We start from the raw sequence: 14,510 nt of genomic DNA, 5'->3' as shown, positions 1-14,510 counted from the left end.
GTACCCGTGGTGCGGATTCTTCAATCTCCGACGACCGACTCGGGCCACCGCGCGCCGACGGTCAGAGCACCAGCCGACACATCAGGTACGCGGCCGGTGCCGCCATCGCGAAGCCGCCGAGCGGCCCCTGCACGTGCCGGGCGACCCAGACCGTCGGCACCTCGCCGGCCATCAGCCGACCCGCCTCCGCGTAGCTGACGGCGAGATCGGCCAGCACCGCGACCACCGCCGCCACCAGGCCGATGATCGCGGCCCGGGTGGGGGTGAACGGGGTGACCAGGTAACCACCGAGCAGCGCGCTGACCAGGGTGCCGATCATCGCGCCGCCGACCACTCCCGCCGCTCCCCTGGGCACCTGGGGCGCCAGTCGCGGCCAGGCCGCCACCGCGTCGGTCAGCCGCGCGACGGTGAGCGCCACCCCGGCGGCGAGCAGGCAGACGGCGATCGCCTGGGTGCCGGCCGGAATCCGGCTGAGCACGATGAGCGTGGCGAAGGCGACCACGCCGAACACGGTGGTCGCGGTGGTCCGCAACGAGTCGGTCACCCGGGCCCGGTCCACCCGGCGAACCAGTTGGCCGAGCACCGCCACGAACGCCCCGCCGACCGCGAGGTAGAACAGCGGCGCCAGCCGCGCCTCGGCTGACCGTACGGCCACCACGTCGGCGGCGAGCCCGGTCGCCACGGCGACCCCGAGGACGACCGCCACCGCGGGTGGCCGGGTGACCATGGTCCAGGAGAGCGCGAACAACACCTGGACGGTGAGCACCACGAGCGTGAAGGGCAGCCGGTAACCGGGGTTGGAGGTCTGCGCGGCGACGATCAGGCCGAGGCCGAGCAGCGCGGCGAAACCACCGATGGCGAGCGAGAGCTGCCGGCTCACCTCGACCGGCGGTTCCTCCTCGTCCTCGACGTCGGCGTCGGCCTCGTCGTCGGGGCGGCGAGCCGAGCCGCCCCGACGCAACCGGCGTGGGCCTCGGGCGCGTCTCTCGTCGGTTTCCACGCCCGGACCGGTGCGCGGTGCCGTGCCTTGCGCCGTGGACGGGTCGTCGGTCCACGGGTCACGGCCGGTCTCGGGCGAGTTGGAGGGAAACACCCACCGATCGTGCCAGACCAACCGCAGATCGCGGGTGCCACCGTTTCCGCCACGTTAAAACCTGAGCCGCGATCAGGGGCAGATAGGGCAAAGAGGAAATCGTGCCATGGTCGTACGCGAGCCATCGGCTACGCTCAACGGCGAAACCCGCCCGTCAGCGACGCCGGGACCCACGGAAGTTCCCAGCGCCACATCCGCAGGAGTGCCGCTGGTCGCGTGCGGCCGCAACGGCCGCCGGGACGGAGGTAGTCGTGGAGATCCTGCTGTTGGTCAGCGCCCGGGCAGGCGAACCATCCGTCGTGTTGCCGGCCCTGGATCTGCTGCCGCACTCGGTTCGCACCGCGCCCCGCGATGTCCGAACCCTGGTCGCCGGCCCGAGCCCGGACGCCGTGTTGGTCGACGCCCGTTCCGAGCTGAGCGAGGCCCGAGCCACCTGCCGGATGCTGCACGCGACCGGGCTGGGCGTACCGCTCGTCGCGGTGGTGACCGAGGCCGGGCTGATCGCGCTGAACGCCGACTGGGGCGTCGACGACGTCATCCTCGCGTCCGCCGGCCCGGCGGAGGTGGAGGCGCGGCTGCGGCTCGCGGTCGGCAGGCTGAGCAACGCGACCGCCGGGGCCGGCGGTTCGATCCGGGCCGGCGAGCTGATGATCGACCCGGACACCTACGCCGCGAAGCTCAAGGGCCGCCCGCTCGACCTCACCTACAAGGAGTTCGAGCTGCTGAAGTTCCTGGCACAGCACCCGGGCCGGGTGTTCACCCGCGACCAGTTGCTGCGCGAGGTGTGGGGCTACGACTACTTCGGCGGCACTCGGACGGTCGACGTGCACGTGCGTCGCCTGCGGGCGAAGCTCGGCTCCGAGTACGAGTCGATGATCGGCACCGTTCGGCAGGTGGGCTACAAGTTCGTGGTCCCGCCGTCGCGCGGCATGTCGGAGACGGCCGAGCACGCGGCGATGCCGATGCACGCCCTCACCACCGAAGGATAAATTTCCCATATGCCCTTTTTGGTCTACTTGCGCGCCTTATGGTGACTGCCAGTTGACCAGCGGGGGGCATCGGTGGGCGGTAACCAGATGGGGGCGGTGCGAGCCGCCGGAATCATCACGCTCGTGGTGACGGCGGTGCTCGGCTCGGCGTACCTGCTCGGACGCAGCCTGGTACCCGAGCCGACACGCAACGGCAGCGCGGTCACCGCGACCGGCGCCGACCATCCGGAGTACGCCGACCAGTCCGCCCCCACCGACGCCGAACCCACCGCCACCGGTTCGCCGAACGGGGCGCAACGCTCCGACGAGCAGGAGCAGGAGCAGGACCCGAACTTCGGCCCGATGGGCACCCGAGTGAGCACCGGTACCGCCGGTGTCGCGCTCACCTTCGACGACGGGCCACACCCCGACTACACCCCGCAGGTCCTCGCGATCCTGCGCGACTACAACGTCACGGCCACCTTCTGCGTGGTCGGCCGAAACGCCAAGGCGTACCCGTGGCTCATCGAGCAGATCGCCGCCGAGGGTCACACGCTGTGCAACCACAGTTGGGACCACGACGTCGCCCTGGGCAGCCGGTCCACCGACCGGATCCGCGCCGACCTGATGCGTACCAGCGAGGCGATCCGCGCGGCGGCGCCGGACGCGCCGATCGCCTGGTACCGGCAGCCCGGCGGGGCCTGGACCTACTCGGTCATCTCCGTCTCCCGGGACCTCGGCATGACCCCGCTGCACTGGACCGTGGACCCCTCCGACTGGCGGTCACCCGGGGCGAACCGGATCGCCAGCTTCGTGCTCGACGGGGTACGACCCGGCTCGATCGTTCTGCTGCACGACGCGGGCGGCGACCGTCAGGGCACCGTCAACGCGCTGTACCAGATCCTGCCGGAACTGGCCGGCAGGCTCGACGTCCAGGCGTTGCCGCCACGCGGACTGTGACGGACGCACCACCCGTCTCCGGCTACGCTCCCGCCGTCCGGATACGGTGAAGCGATGAGCAGCACCCGGCCGGGCAGCGACCAGGTCCACCACATCCACCGGCTCGGCCCGGCGGAGGTCACCGCCGTGCTGGCGCTCGCCCGGACGACCGGTGACGCCGACGGAGCCGATCCGATGGACGAACACGTGCTGCTCCGCCTACGGGACGACAACGCCCCGGCGAGCCACCTGGTGGCCCGCGCCGCCGACGGCACGCTCATCGGGTACGCCCACCTCGACACGACCGACCCCGAGCGCGGCGTCGGCGTGGAACTGATGGTGCACCCGGCGTACCGGCGGCGGGGCACCGGCCGACGACTGGCCCAGGCGGTGCTGGCCACCGCCACCGGGCCGCTGCGGGCATGGGCGCACGGCGACCACCCCTCGGCCGCCGCCCTCGCGGTGGACCTCGGCTTCCAGCGCGCACGCGTGCTCTGGCAACTACGTCGACCGCTCGCCGCCCCGCTGCCCGAACCGCGCCTGCCCGACGGGGTGACGCTGCGCGCGTTCCAACCCGGCCGCGACGACGCGGCCTGGTTGGCGCTCAACGCACGCGCCTTCGCCGACCATCCGGAGCAGGGCCGGTGGACCGCCGAGGACCTACGGGTACGCCTCGCCGAACCGTGGTTCGACCCGGCCGGTTTCCTGCTCGCCGTCGAGTCGGCGACCGGTCGGCTGCTCGGCTTCCACTGGACCAAGGTCCATGAACGACCCGGTTCCGCCCGCATCGGTGAGGTGTACGTGCTCGGCGTGGAGCCCGACGCGCACGGTGGGGGGCTCGGTCGGGCCCTGACCACGGCCGGCCTGGCGTATCTACGCGACCGGCGTGGGCTGGACCGGGTGATGCTCTACGTCGACGAGTCGAACACCGGCGCAGTGGCGCTCTACGAACGGCTCGGCTTCGCCCGGTGGGCCGCCCACGTCAACTATCACCTCGGCTGACCCGCTCAGGACAGGTAGAACCGGGGTCGTTCCGGATCGGCCAGATCCAGGCGGGGCGTGATCGGGGTGACCGCGTCCCGGCCCGCCGCCGCCTCCGCCACCGCCACCAGGTCGGCGCAGGCCGCCACCTCGCCGAGGGTGACCAGGGTCGGCGGGAGCATGGTCAGCTCACCGGCCGCCGCCTGCCGCGCCGCGTCCACGGGTCGGATCCACAGCGTGTGGTCGGCCTCGCCGGAGACGTCGCGGGTCCGCTGCCCCTCCGGCAGCAGCGCCACGAAGAAGTACGTGTCGAAACGGCGCGGCTCGAACTCCGGGGTCACCCACCGACTCCACGGCAGCAGCAGGTCCGACCGCAGGGTGAGCCCTCGCCCGGCGAGCAGGTCGGCGAACCCGGTACGCCGCTGCTCCAGGTCGACTCGGGCGCTCTCCCAGCCGTCGTCGCTGACGTCACCGACGACCCGGGTCGGATCCGGCCCGGCGAGCAGTACGCCGGCCTCCTCGAAGACCTCGCGAGCCGCCGCGCAGACCACCGCCTGCGCCGCGCTCGGGGCCTGGCCGAGGCGTACCCCCCAGTCGGTCGGGGTCGGACCGGCCCAGTCCAGGTGGGTGGTGGAGTCCGACGGATCCACCCCACCGCCCGGGAAGGCGTACATGCCGCCGAACGCCATCGCCGCGACCCGCCGGATCAGGTAGACCTCGAAGCCATCGTCGGCGGGGCGGAGCAACAACACGGTGGCGGCCACCCGGGGTACCGCTGGCTGCGCGCCGGAGTCGCGGAACCGGCGGGCGTGCTCCACCAGTGCCGGTGGCGCCGGGTAGCCACGGTCGGTCGTCATGCGCCGAGACTAGAGGGCGCGAAGCGGCGACCTCCACCGGGTCACCACGGCGTCGACAGTCGTGGCCGCCGTGCTGTCCCGACACATGGATGCCCAGTACAGCCCACTGCTGATCTTCGGTAGCGTCGCGCCATGACTCGTTGGGGCATCCTGGCCACCGGCCAAATCGCCGCCCGCTTCGCCGAAGACCTCCGGTTGGTGCCGGGGGCCGAACTCGTCGCGGTCGGCTCGCGCACCGCCGAGAGCGCGGAGCGCTTCGCGCAACGGCACGGCGTACCCCGTGCGTACGGCTCCTGGGCGGAACTGGCCAGGGACGCCGACGTCGACGTGATCTACGTCGCCACTCCCCACGCCGCGCACCACGAGGCGGCCCTGACCTGCCTTACCGCCGGTCGTCCGGTGCTGCTGGAAAAGCCGTTCACTCTCGACCTCGCCACCAGCACCGAGTTGGTCGACACCGCCCGCGCCGCCGGAGTCTTCCTGATGGAGGCGATGTGGATGCGGTGCAACCCGCTCATCCGGCGGGTCTGCCAGCTGATCGCCGACGGTGCGATCGGCACGCTGACCGGTGTCCGGGCCGACTTCGGCGTCGCCGGACCGTTCCCGCCCGAACACCGCATGCGCGCCCGGGCGCTGGGCGGTGGCGCGCTGCTGGACCTCGGTGTGTACCCGATCAGTCTGGCGCACCTGTTGCTGGGCGTGCCGCAGCACGTGCGGTCCTGGGCGAAGCTGGGCCCGGAGGGCACGGACGAGAACACCGGCATGGTCTTCGGGTACGACTCCGGTGCGGTGGCCACGCTCGGTTGCAGCATGGTGGGGGCCACCGGGCTCACCGCCTCGATCACCGGCAGCACCGGGCGGATCGACCTGCCCGAGCCGTTCTTCCGGCCGGGCGGGTTCACCCTGTACCGGGCCGACGCGGAACCGGAGACGTTCACCGAGGAGTTGGTGGGTTCGGGCTACCAGCACGAGGCCATCGAGGTGCAGCGGTGTCTGGCCGACGGGCTGACCGAGAGTCCGCTGGTGCCCCATTCGGCCACTCTGGAGATCATGGGCCTGCTGGACGACATCCGCGCCCAGATCGGGGTCTCCTACATCTGACGCTGGTCGAGGGGGCCATGGCCAGGGCCCCCTCGACTCAGCTCAGCTGAACAGCGGGCGGGCCAGGAAGTACATCAGGGCGCCGATCGCACCGGCGGCGGGGAAGGTCAGGATCCAGGCGCCGACGATGTTGCCGGCCACGCCCCAGCGCACGGCGGAGAGCCGCTTGGTGGCACCCACCCCCATGATCGCCGAGGTGATCGTGTGCGTGGTCGAGATCGGGGCGCCGAGCACCAGGGCGTTGAAGTAGAGCACCCCGCTGGCCACCGTCTCGGCCGCGAAACCCTCCGGCGGGCGCAGGTCGATGATCTTCCGCCCAAGGGTGCGGATGATCCGCCAACCACCGGCGTACGTCCCGGCGGCCAGCACCGCCGCCGAGGTCCAGAACGCCCACTCGGGGATGTGGGTCGGGTCGCTCTGGTAGCCGCCGACGTAGAGGGCGAGCACCACGATGCCGATGGTCTTGGCGGCGTCCTGCATGCCGTGACCGACCGACATGGCCGCCGCCGAGGCGGTCTGGGCCCAGCGGAAGCCCCGGTTCAGCTTGCCCGGGTGCCCGTTCCGGAAGATCCACTGCACGGCGATCATCACGATGTAGCCGAGGATGAAACCGACCATCGGCGACAGGATCATCGGGATGATCACGCTCTCCCCGATGCCGGTCCAGAGCACGGTGCCGGAGGCGGCGACGGTCGAGCCGACCAGACCACCGATCAGGGCGTGCGAGGACGACGAGGGCAGCCCGAAGTACCAGGTGATGAGGTTCCAGGTGATCGCGCCGATCACACCGGCGAAGACGATGCCGAGACTGGACACCCCGGTCGGTAGCTCGACCAGACCGCTACCGACGGTCTTGGCGACCTCGGCGCCGAAGTGGGCGCCGATGAAGTTGCCGACCGCCGCCATGGCCAGGGCTACCCGTGGGGTCAGCGCCCGGGTGGAGATGCTGGTCGCGATCGCGTTCGCGGCATCGTGGAAGCCGTTGGTGTAGTCGAACACCAGGGCCACCCCGATCACCGCCAGCACGGCGATGAGCTCGGGACTCACAGGATCAGGACTCCTTGACCGCGATGGTCTCGACCGTGTTGGCCACGTGCTCGAAGGAGTCGCAGGCGGCCTCCAACTCGTCGGCGACCTCCTTCATCTTCAGCACGGTCAACGCGTCGTACTCACCGGAGAAGAGGCGCACCAGCAGCATCCGGTAGGCCTGGTCGCCGTCGTTCTCCAGCCGGTTGATCTCGATCCAGTAGTCCTCGAGGTCTTTCATCGACTTCAGCCGCGGCATCGCGTCGGCGGTCAGCTTCGCCTGCTGATCGAGCACGTGCACCAGCTCGTGCATCTCCCGGGGCAGCGACGGCAGCTTGGTCAGCCCGTAGAGGTAGAGCAGGTTGCCCACCGCCTCCAGGTGGTCCATCACGTCGTCGAGCAGCGAGCCGAGACGGTAGATGTCCTCCCGGTCGAAGGGGGTGACGAAGGTGGAGTTGATCTTCTTGTAGAGGTCGTGGGTGATCTGGTCGCTGTCGTGCTCCACCTCGGTGAGTCGCTCGCTGACCGACTGCACCTCGACATCGGGCAGGGACAGCTCGTTGAGCAGCTGGGTACCCCGGACCAGGTTCTGCGCAGCCCTGGTGAAGAGCTCGTAGAAAGCGCCCTCGTTGGGGCGGAAGGAAAACCTCACAGCAAGGACCTCGTCGTGTCGGGTGAAAGGGGTGGCAGCCGCCGCTCCGGCGCCCTGCTCAGGGGAATGCTAGGGAACCATCGGCTTGGAAATTCGGCGGCCTACCCCTGGCGAGACAGCTTTCACCGCCTGTTCAACTTCTGTTCACCTTCACCGGCCCCGTGATTCCCAGCAGTCGCTTCCGTTCCCCGCGCGGCGTCGGAGTCGGCCGGGTGGATGCCCGGAACCAGGGTGTCGAACGTCTCAGCCGACCGATCCGGCGGGTCAGACCACCAGGGCCAACCACTTACGGTACGAGCTGGCGAAGGGCTCCGTGCCGTCGCCGAGCGCGCCGAGCAGCCACTGCGCCGCCGCCTCGGCCTCCACCACCAGGTCGTCCGGGTATCCGAACCGGGCCCGGTGCTCGGCGAACTCGTCCTCGTCGCGCAGCTCCACCAGGCCGGTCTCGCGGCGCCGGACCACGTCCAGGTCCAGGTCGATCAGGTGGACGGTGTCGTCGCCCTCCCAGCGGGCCGGGCTGGCGATGTCGCAGTAGACCTCGCTGGTTCGCGGCGGCGGGTTGAACATGCACGTCCACCAGGCGTGGTGCGGCACCAGCAGCACGAAGGGAATCTGCTCGACCGAGGGTCGGCCGTGGTAGACCGAGCTGGTGCCGGCCGGCACCCCGAGCCAGATGCCGAGGTCGTCCTCGGCCAGCCGACGGGCCGGGTAGTCGCGGTGGGCGCTGCCGTCGAACTTGCGGTAGATCACCCGGATCACGTCGCTCGGCATGAGTCGCACCCTAGCCGATTCCGCCCATGCGGCGCCGTCGGGAAGTTACCGGACGAGGCGGTGACATCTCCGCTCGGCACGACCCGCGACACGACTGCGGGGTAGCAACCACGTCCGCCCCGACGGGTACCGTGCCACGGTGACTCCGCCCCGCATCGCCACCGGCACCGCCCACGCGAAGACCCGCCGTCGGGGCGACCGGCCGAGCGGCGCCGAGCTGTTGTCCGCCGCGGTGTCAGCGGTGCCCGGCGGTACCGCCCGTCCCGGTCAGCAGCGGATGGCCAAGGCCATCGAGGAGTGCGTCAGCAGCGGAGACCACCTGCTGGTGCAGGCGGGCACGGGCACCGGCAAGTCCCTGGCCTACCTCGCCCCGGCACTGACCGTGGACGGCCCAGTGGTGGTCTCCACCGCCACCCTGGCGTTGCAGTCGCAACTGGTGGAGCACGACCTGCCCCGGTTGGCCGACGCGGTCGAACCGCTGCTCGGGCGACGTCCCACGTTCGCCGTGCTCAAGGGCCGGCACCACTACCTCTGCATGGCCCGACTGGAGAACTCCACAGCGGACGAACCGGAGGACACCCTCTTCGACGCCCCCGCCGAGCGGACCGGCGGCACCCGCTGGCTCGGTGAGGCCGGTCGGCTGGGCAAGCAGATCCAGCGCCTACGGGACTGGGCCCTGGAGACCGACACCGGTGACCGCGACGAGTTGGACCCGGGCGTCGACGACCAGACGTGGCGGCTGGTCTCCATGCCGGCCCGCGAGTGCGTCGGTGCCGCCCGCTGCCCGTACGGCGCGGAGTGCTTCGCCGAGGCGTCGCGGGCCCGCGCCCGGGAGGCGGACATCGTGGTGACGAACCACAGCCTGCTCGCCGTCGACATGCTGGCCGGCCGGCACATCGTCCCGCCGCACCGGTTGTTGATCGTCGACGAGGCCCACGAACTGGCCGACCGGGTCTCCTCGGCGGCCCAGGCGGAACTGACCCCGGAGCTGATCGACCGGTCCGCCCGGCGGGCCCGCCCGCTGCTGCGGCCGGAGATTGCCGAGGCGTTGACCGAGTCCGGCGACGCCCTCGCGGTCGGGCTGGCCGAGGCGCCGGCCGGGCGGATCACCAGCGGGCTACCCGCTGCGCTGCGGGAGGCGTGCACGCTGCTGGACGGTGCCACCCGTACCGCCCTGGACAGCATCGGCGACGTCAAGGCCGACGACCCCGACCCGGTGCGCAAGCAGCAGGCCAAGGCGGTCCTCGACGAGTTGTCCACCACCACCCAACGGCTGCTGGAGGAAGCCGAGCACGACGTCGCCTGGGTGGAGCGCAACGACGTCACCGGACGGCGGGCGCTGGTGGTGGCCCCGCTCTCGGTGGCCGGTACCCTCGCCACCCATCTCTTCGACGAGCGGACGGTGGTGGCCACCTCGGCCACGCTCGCGCTGGGCGGTCAGTTCGACACGGTCGCCCGGGCCCTGGGCCTCGACTCGCCGCCGCCCAGCCCACCGTCGCCGGCCGCCACCGCTTTGGCCGAGGCGACCCGGCGACCGAGAGAGCCGAAGGACTCGGCGGGTGAGGCGTCGGCCCGGGCCGACGAGGTGGACGGGTTGACCGATTCGGGGCTCGGGTGGCGTTCGCTGGATGTCGGCTCGCCGTTCGACTATCCCCGGCAGGGCATCCTCTACGTGGCCGCCCACCTGCCCCGCCCAGGGGCCTCCGGGCTGCCCGAGGCCGCCGGGGAGGAACTGCTCGCGCTGGTCACCGCGCTCGGCGGGCGTACGCTCGGCCTCTTCTCCTCCCGACGGGCCGCGCAGCAGGCGGCGGAGTTGCTGCGCGCTCGGACCGACCTGCCGGTGCTGCTCCAGGGTGAGGAGGCGCTGCCGTTGTTGGTCCGGCGCTTCCGGGAGGAACGGTCGAGCTGTCTGTTCGGGGTGATGTCGCTCTGGCAGGGCGTCGACGTTCCCGGGGATTCGTGCCAGTTGGTGGTGATCGACCGGCTCCCCTTCCCGCGTCCCGACGAGCCACTCGCCGCAGCCCGCGCGGCGGCGGTCGACGCCAAGGGCGGCTCCGGTTTCGCGGCGGTCAGCGTCCCGATCGCGGCGGTCCGGCTGGCGCAGGGCGTGGGCCGGTTGATCCGCGCCAACGGTGACCGGGGCGTGGTGGCGGTGCTCGACTCCCGGCTGGAGACCGCGCGCAGCTACGGCTCGTTCCTGCGCCGCTCGCTGCCCCCGTTCTGGTACACGACCCGCCCGGAGGTGGCCCGGGGCGCGCTGACCCGCCTCGGGGCGAGCTGAGCGGCCCCGCCGCGCGGCCCGGTCGTCTCGGGCTGGCGCGGCGGGCATGGCCCCCTCAGCCGCTCAGGGTGCGCGGGAGGCGACGACGACGGCGTCCGGCGGGGTGTCCGGGACGCTCCGGGCGGCGAGGCGGCGGATCGCCGTGTTGAGCACCGCGATGATGGGCACCGCGACCAGCGCGCCGGTGATCCCGGCGAGCACCACGCCGGCCGCCAGACCGATGATCACTGCGAGCGGGTGGATGGCCACCGCCCTACCCATGATCAGCGGCTGGAGGACGTGCCCCTCCACCTGCTGTACGCCGATCACCACGCCAAGGATGATCAACGCGGTCACCGGACCACTGTCGACCAACGCCACCAGCACCGCCACACCCCCGGAGAGGGTGGCACCGACGATCGGGATGAACGCGCCGAGAAAGACCAGGGCGGCCAACGGGAAGGCGAACGGGATGTCGAAGATCACCAGGAAGATGCCGATGCCGACGGCGTCGATGAAGGCGACCAGCACCGTCGCCCGGACGTAGGCGACGAGCGTCGCCCAGGCGGCCCGGCCGGCGTCGTCGACCTTCCAGCGCGCCGCCACCGGCAGCATCCGGACCAGGAAACGCCAGATCACCGCACCGTCGCGGAGGAAGAAGAAGGTCGCGAAGAGGACCAGCACGATCCCGGTCAGCACCTCGGCCAGGGTGGCTGCGGTGGAGAGGGCACCGCTGGTGAAGCGCTCGGTGTTGTTGTTGACCCACTGCTGGGTCTCCTCGATAAACCGGTCGAGGTCGTTGTCCGACAGGTGCAGCGGCCCCGTCTTGAGCCAGTCCTGGATCTGCTGCAGACCCTGGGTCGACTTCTCGGTCAGCTCCGGAACGCCCTTGATGAACTCGTTCACCACCAGGGTGAGCGTGCCGATCACCCCGGCCAACCCGGCGACCAGCACCACTGCGGTCGCCAGCGATCTCGGCAGCCGGGCCCGTAGCAGCCAGCCGACCGCAGGTGCCAGCAGCGCCGACAGCAGCAGCGCCACGGCCAACGGGATGATCACGATGCTGATCATGCTGACGAGTCTCAGCAACGCCCAGAAGACGATGCCGATGACGATCAGTCGCCAGCACCAGGCGGCGGCGATCCGCAACGCGTGCGGCACGTCGGCGTCGTCGCGGCTGGAGGTGGAGTTGTGGACCGGGGTGGGCGTCTCGGCATCGACCACGGTCGCCGACGTCGGCGCCTCCGGCCCGGGGCTCGACGGCGAGGCCACCCGCGCCGGCTCCGGAACGTCGGGTGGCGTCTGACGACCCGCACGGACCGCGTCCCGGCCCGACTCGTACGCGCGACGCAGCCGTCCGCGTAACCGCTCGAAGCGACTCAAGCGCACCTCCCGGCAGATCTCGGCCCGCGCTCTGCGTCAGGTCGGACAGGATACGCCCGACCGGTCGAGGGTAGGACGAATTTCACCACCCACAGTGCCCCGCTCACTGCGTGCGCTAACCGGAATACCACCGACATCCGACGGGGACGGACACGGTAGCGTCTGCGGCGTGACCGCCGACCCGAACCTCGACACTGGCCTGCCCATCCGGCTGCTGCACGACCGTGTGCTGGTGCGGATAGAGGGCAGCGATGGAGAGCGGCGTTCCAGCGCCGGCATCGTGATTCCCGCTACCGCAGCCGTGGGCAAACGGCTGGCGTGGGCAACCGCGGTCGGCGTCGGCCCCAACGTACGCTCCATCGTCTCCGGCGACCGAGTGCTGTTCGACCCCGACGACCGCTCCGAGGTCGAGCTGCACGGCCGCGAATACGTCCTGCTGCGGGAACGCGACGTGCACGCGGTGGCCGCCGAGCGGATCGAGGAAGACGCGACCGGGCTCTACCTCTGACGCGAGCGGTCGCCATCTGGGTGACCCGTTCGGAGCCGGTCACGCCGGATGCGGCGCGGCGCGACCAGCCGCCCGGCGCCGTCCTGCCCGCCGCTGAGCCCACCGGGACCACCCCTGCCGCCCCTCGATCGGCCCACGCGTCGTTTGCCGCGCTCCCCGGCGGGAAGCCAGCCGCACCACCGGCCTGGGGAGGGACGATGCCGGTATTCGTGAAGAAGGTGCTGGCCTGGGGAAGCCTCGCGTTCTTGATCTACTTCATGGCGTTCCGGCCGGAGGGCGCCGCGCAGATGTTCAAGGCGATCGGTGCGGCCCTGATGATGATGGCGCAGGGGCTCGGAGACTTCCTCACCAGCCTGATGACCTGAGTCCGCCGCCCGACCCGGTCGACGGGCGGGCGGCGGTGGCCAGGTGCCGACGCTCAGCGGTGGCCGGGTGGCCACGAGCCGCCGGGGCCCGGTGGCCAGTGGCCGGCGGGACCGGGGCCGGGCGGCCAGGAGCCGGCGGGGCTGGGCCAGCCCGGGTGGCCGTAGCCGCCGGGGGAGACGGGCGGCGGAGGCGGTGGGGTGAGCACCACCGGAATCGGCACCACCGGTTCCTCCGGTGCTTCCACCGCTCGCTGCGAGCCGTCGGGGAAACGCAGGTGGTAGCGGTGCCCGTCCCAGACACCGACCGGCGACTGCGGGTCTCGACCCACGAAGTACGACCGGTACGCGGCGATCGAGTTCAGTAGCTCCTGTTCCTCCCGGGCCGTCCGGTCCCGGTCGACCGGTCGGCGGTCCAGACCACGCGTCGCACCATCCCGGAGCAGGGCCAGCCGGGTCGCCGCGAACTGGTAGCCGCGCATCGCCCGGAGACCGGCGTCGCCGGCCACCCGCCGGGCCCATACCCGGGCCGCGTGGCGTCGGCCGAGGCTGCTCAACGCCGCCACCTCCGGCGGCGTCAGCCAACCGGCCCGCACGTAGTCCGGCAGCACCCGCTCGGTGAGCCGCCCCTCCCAGGCGCGCAGCCACACCGCCAGACCGACCATGCCGAAGAAGATCGGAACCATCACGCCGACGAAGCCGAAGATCGAGATCAGCACCTCGCCCGTGGCCTGGGTCAGCGTCGGCAGCAGGTTCCACGTCCCGTGCAGCATCATCGCCAGGAGCAGCCCGGCGAGGGGGGCGAAGAACCGCACCCGCCGGTCCGCCGACCGCGCGGCGATGCCGAGTCCGATACCGGCCATCGAGGTGAACAACGGGTGGGCGAACCCGAAGAGCAGGATCCGGACGATGAAGATCGCGATGACCTGCTGCGCACCGGTCGCCGGGCCGTACTGCTCGACACCCGAGGCGTAGCCGTGTCCACCGAGGTAGAGGATGTTCTCCACCATGGCGAAGCCGATCGCGGAGAGCCCGCAGTAGACGAGGCCGTCGGTGATGCCGGACCATTCCCGCCGCCGGAACACCAGCAGCAGGATCGGGCCCAGGGTCTTGGTCAGTTCCTCGATGAAGGGCGCCACCAGGACGGCGGTGAGCGCGACGGGTAGGCCCTGGTCCTCGAACCAGCCGGCGGCCGTCTCGTTGACCATCAGTGACGCCGCGGTGGAGACGAAAGCGCCCCAGGCGAAGCAGAAGACGAGGTACTTCAGCGGCTCGGGCTCGTACCGGTCGAGCCAGAGGAAGCAGGCCACCAGCACCGGGACCGGCAGCACCGCCGCGGCGGTTCCGACCAGCAACGCCTCCGAGCCGAGGCTGGTGCCGAGCGTGAAGAGCATGAAGATCGCGCAGGCCGCGATCAGGATGATCACCCCGACCAGCACCAGCGCCCGCCGCCAGCTGAGCCGGCGTCGTGGCATTCCGGGTACGCCACCATCCGCGCCGGGCGCAGCGGGCACGTACGGTGACGGCGGCAGAGATCCGCCGGACGGGGTGACGGCCATGCGATCAGCGTAGTCATGCCCGGCCCGTCGGTCCGGGCGCACGGCCACCC

At 71.5% G+C, this 14,510-nt stretch carries 14 protein-coding genes; 7 read left to right on the top strand and 7 right to left on the bottom strand.

Annotated features, from left to right (window positions below; translation table 11 throughout):
• Nucleotides 1-61 precede the first annotated feature (61 nt).
• Complete coding sequence (locus FF096_RS01000; protein WP_309222428.1) at nucleotides 62-1,093, bottom strand: hypothetical protein; 1,032 nt, start codon at nucleotides 1,091-1,093, stop codon at nucleotides 62-64.
• 251 nt (nucleotides 1,094-1,344) lie between these two features.
• On the opposite strand from FF096_RS01000, the gene FF096_RS00995 reads away from it, so the two are divergent.
• The 3 genes from FF096_RS00995 (at nucleotide 1,345) to mshD (ending at nucleotide 4,002) form a co-directional block, all read left to right on the top strand.
• Nucleotides 1,345-2,082, top strand: coding sequence for a response regulator transcription factor (locus FF096_RS00995; RefSeq protein WP_309222427.1), 738 nt, complete (start codon nucleotides 1,345-1,347; stop codon nucleotides 2,080-2,082).
• Nucleotides 2,083-2,169: 87 nt separating this feature from the next.
• Nucleotides 2,170-3,021 carry a polysaccharide deacetylase family protein gene (locus FF096_RS00990; protein ID WP_155214806.1) on the top strand — a complete coding sequence of 284 codons (852 nt, stop codon included), beginning with the start codon at nucleotides 2,170-2,172 and terminating at the stop codon, nucleotides 3,019-3,021.
• A 54-nt stretch (nucleotides 3,022-3,075) separates the two neighbouring features.
• Nucleotides 3,076-4,002 carry a mycothiol synthase gene (gene mshD / locus FF096_RS00985; protein WP_155214452.1) on the top strand — a complete coding sequence of 309 codons (927 nt, stop codon included), beginning with the start codon at nucleotides 3,076-3,078 and terminating at the stop codon, nucleotides 4,000-4,002.
• 5 nt (nucleotides 4,003-4,007) lie between these two features.
• Here mshD and FF096_RS00980 read toward each other — a convergent pair whose 3' ends face one another.
• Nucleotides 4,008-4,838 carry an NUDIX domain-containing protein gene (locus FF096_RS00980; protein ID WP_155214451.1) on the bottom strand — a complete coding sequence of 277 codons (831 nt, stop codon included), beginning with the start codon at nucleotides 4,836-4,838 and terminating at the stop codon, nucleotides 4,008-4,010.
• A 132-nt stretch (nucleotides 4,839-4,970) separates the two neighbouring features.
• Here FF096_RS00980 and FF096_RS00975 point away from each other — a divergent pair, with 132 nt between their 5' ends.
• A complete protein-coding gene (locus FF096_RS00975) occupies nucleotides 4,971-5,939 on the top strand; it encodes a Gfo/Idh/MocA family protein (protein WP_155214450.1) in 969 nt (322 codons plus the stop codon).
• 42 nt (nucleotides 5,940-5,981) lie between these two features.
• On the opposite strand, the gene FF096_RS00970 is transcribed toward FF096_RS00975, so the two are convergent.
• The 3 genes from FF096_RS00970 to FF096_RS00960 all read right to left on the bottom strand — a co-directional run bounded on the left by FF096_RS00970 (nucleotide 5,982) and on the right by FF096_RS00960 (nucleotide 8,388).
• Nucleotides 5,982-6,986 carry an inorganic phosphate transporter gene (locus tag FF096_RS00970; RefSeq protein ID WP_309222426.1) on the bottom strand — a complete coding sequence of 335 codons (1,005 nt, stop codon included), beginning with the start codon at nucleotides 6,984-6,986 and terminating at the stop codon, nucleotides 5,982-5,984.
• 4 nt (nucleotides 6,987-6,990) lie between these two features.
• Nucleotides 6,991-7,617: a DUF47 family protein gene (locus FF096_RS00965; RefSeq protein ID WP_309222425.1), complete on the bottom strand. Its 627-nt coding sequence runs from the start codon at nucleotides 7,615-7,617 to the stop codon at nucleotides 6,991-6,993.
• A 264-nt stretch (nucleotides 7,618-7,881) separates the two neighbouring features.
• Nucleotides 7,882-8,388 (bottom strand): DUF402 domain-containing protein, encoded by a 507-nt coding sequence (locus FF096_RS00960; RefSeq protein ID WP_155214449.1) that lies wholly within the window; start codon nucleotides 8,386-8,388, stop codon nucleotides 7,882-7,884.
• Nucleotides 8,389-8,482: 94 nt separating this feature from the next.
• Here FF096_RS00960 and FF096_RS00955 point away from each other — a divergent pair, with 94 nt between their 5' ends.
• Nucleotides 8,483-10,669, top strand: coding sequence for an ATP-dependent DNA helicase (locus FF096_RS00955; RefSeq protein ID WP_155214448.1), 2,187 nt, complete (start codon nucleotides 8,483-8,485; stop codon nucleotides 10,667-10,669).
• Nucleotides 10,670-10,732: 63 nt separating this feature from the next.
• On the opposite strand, the gene FF096_RS00950 is transcribed toward FF096_RS00955, so the two are convergent.
• A complete protein-coding gene (locus tag FF096_RS00950) occupies nucleotides 10,733-12,031 on the bottom strand; it encodes an AI-2E family transporter (protein WP_155214447.1) in 1,299 nt (432 codons plus the stop codon).
• 169 nt (nucleotides 12,032-12,200) lie between these two features.
• Here FF096_RS00950 and FF096_RS00945 point away from each other — a divergent pair, with 169 nt between their 5' ends.
• Nucleotides 12,201-12,539: a co-chaperone GroES gene (locus FF096_RS00945; protein WP_309222423.1), complete on the top strand. Its 339-nt coding sequence runs from the start codon at nucleotides 12,201-12,203 to the stop codon at nucleotides 12,537-12,539.
• A 197-nt stretch (nucleotides 12,540-12,736) separates the two neighbouring features.
• The gene (locus tag FF096_RS26215; protein WP_166458800.1) at nucleotides 12,737-12,904 is read left to right on the top strand and encodes a hypothetical protein; all 168 of its coding nucleotides are present in this window, start codon (nucleotides 12,737-12,739) and stop codon (nucleotides 12,902-12,904) included.
• 53 nt (nucleotides 12,905-12,957) lie between these two features.
• Here the strand turns inward: FF096_RS26215 and FF096_RS00940 are convergent, their stop codons facing one another.
• Nucleotides 12,958-14,460, bottom strand: a complete 1,503-nt coding sequence (locus tag FF096_RS00940; protein ID WP_155214446.1) for a PrsW family intramembrane metalloprotease — start codon at nucleotides 14,458-14,460, stop codon at nucleotides 12,958-12,960.
• Between the last annotated feature and the right edge of the window lie 50 nt (nucleotides 14,461-14,510).

It is taken from the genome of Micromonospora sp. CP22 (assembly GCF_009712475.1).
Lineage (GTDB): Bacteria > Actinomycetota > Actinomycetes > Mycobacteriales > Micromonosporaceae > Micromonospora.
The sequence above is the reverse complement of the archived record's forward strand: the minus strand, read 5'-3'. Positions and strand labels throughout refer to the sequence as shown.

Coding starts and splice junctions, on each gene's coding strand:
- FF096_RS00990 (WP_155214806.1), top strand. CDS start 2,170: ATGGGGGCGGTGCGAGCCGCCGGAATCATCACGCTCGTGGTGACGGCG.
- mshD (WP_155214452.1), top strand. CDS start 3,076: ATGAGCAGCACCCGGCCGGGCAGCGACCAGGTCCACCACATCCACCGG.
- FF096_RS00980 (WP_155214451.1), bottom strand. CDS start 4,838: ATGACGACCGACCGTGGCTACCCGGCGCCACCGGCACTGGTGGAGCAC.
- FF096_RS00975 (WP_155214450.1), top strand. CDS start 4,971: ATGACTCGTTGGGGCATCCTGGCCACCGGCCAAATCGCCGCCCGCTTC.
- FF096_RS00960 (WP_155214449.1), bottom strand. CDS start 8,388: ATGCCGAGCGACGTGATCCGGGTGATCTACCGCAAGTTCGACGGCAGC.
- FF096_RS26215 (WP_166458800.1), top strand. CDS start 12,737: ATGCCGGTATTCGTGAAGAAGGTGCTGGCCTGGGGAAGCCTCGCGTTC.
- FF096_RS00940 (WP_155214446.1), bottom strand. CDS start 14,460: ATGGCCGTCACCCCGTCCGGCGGATCTCTGCCGCCGTCACCGTACGTG.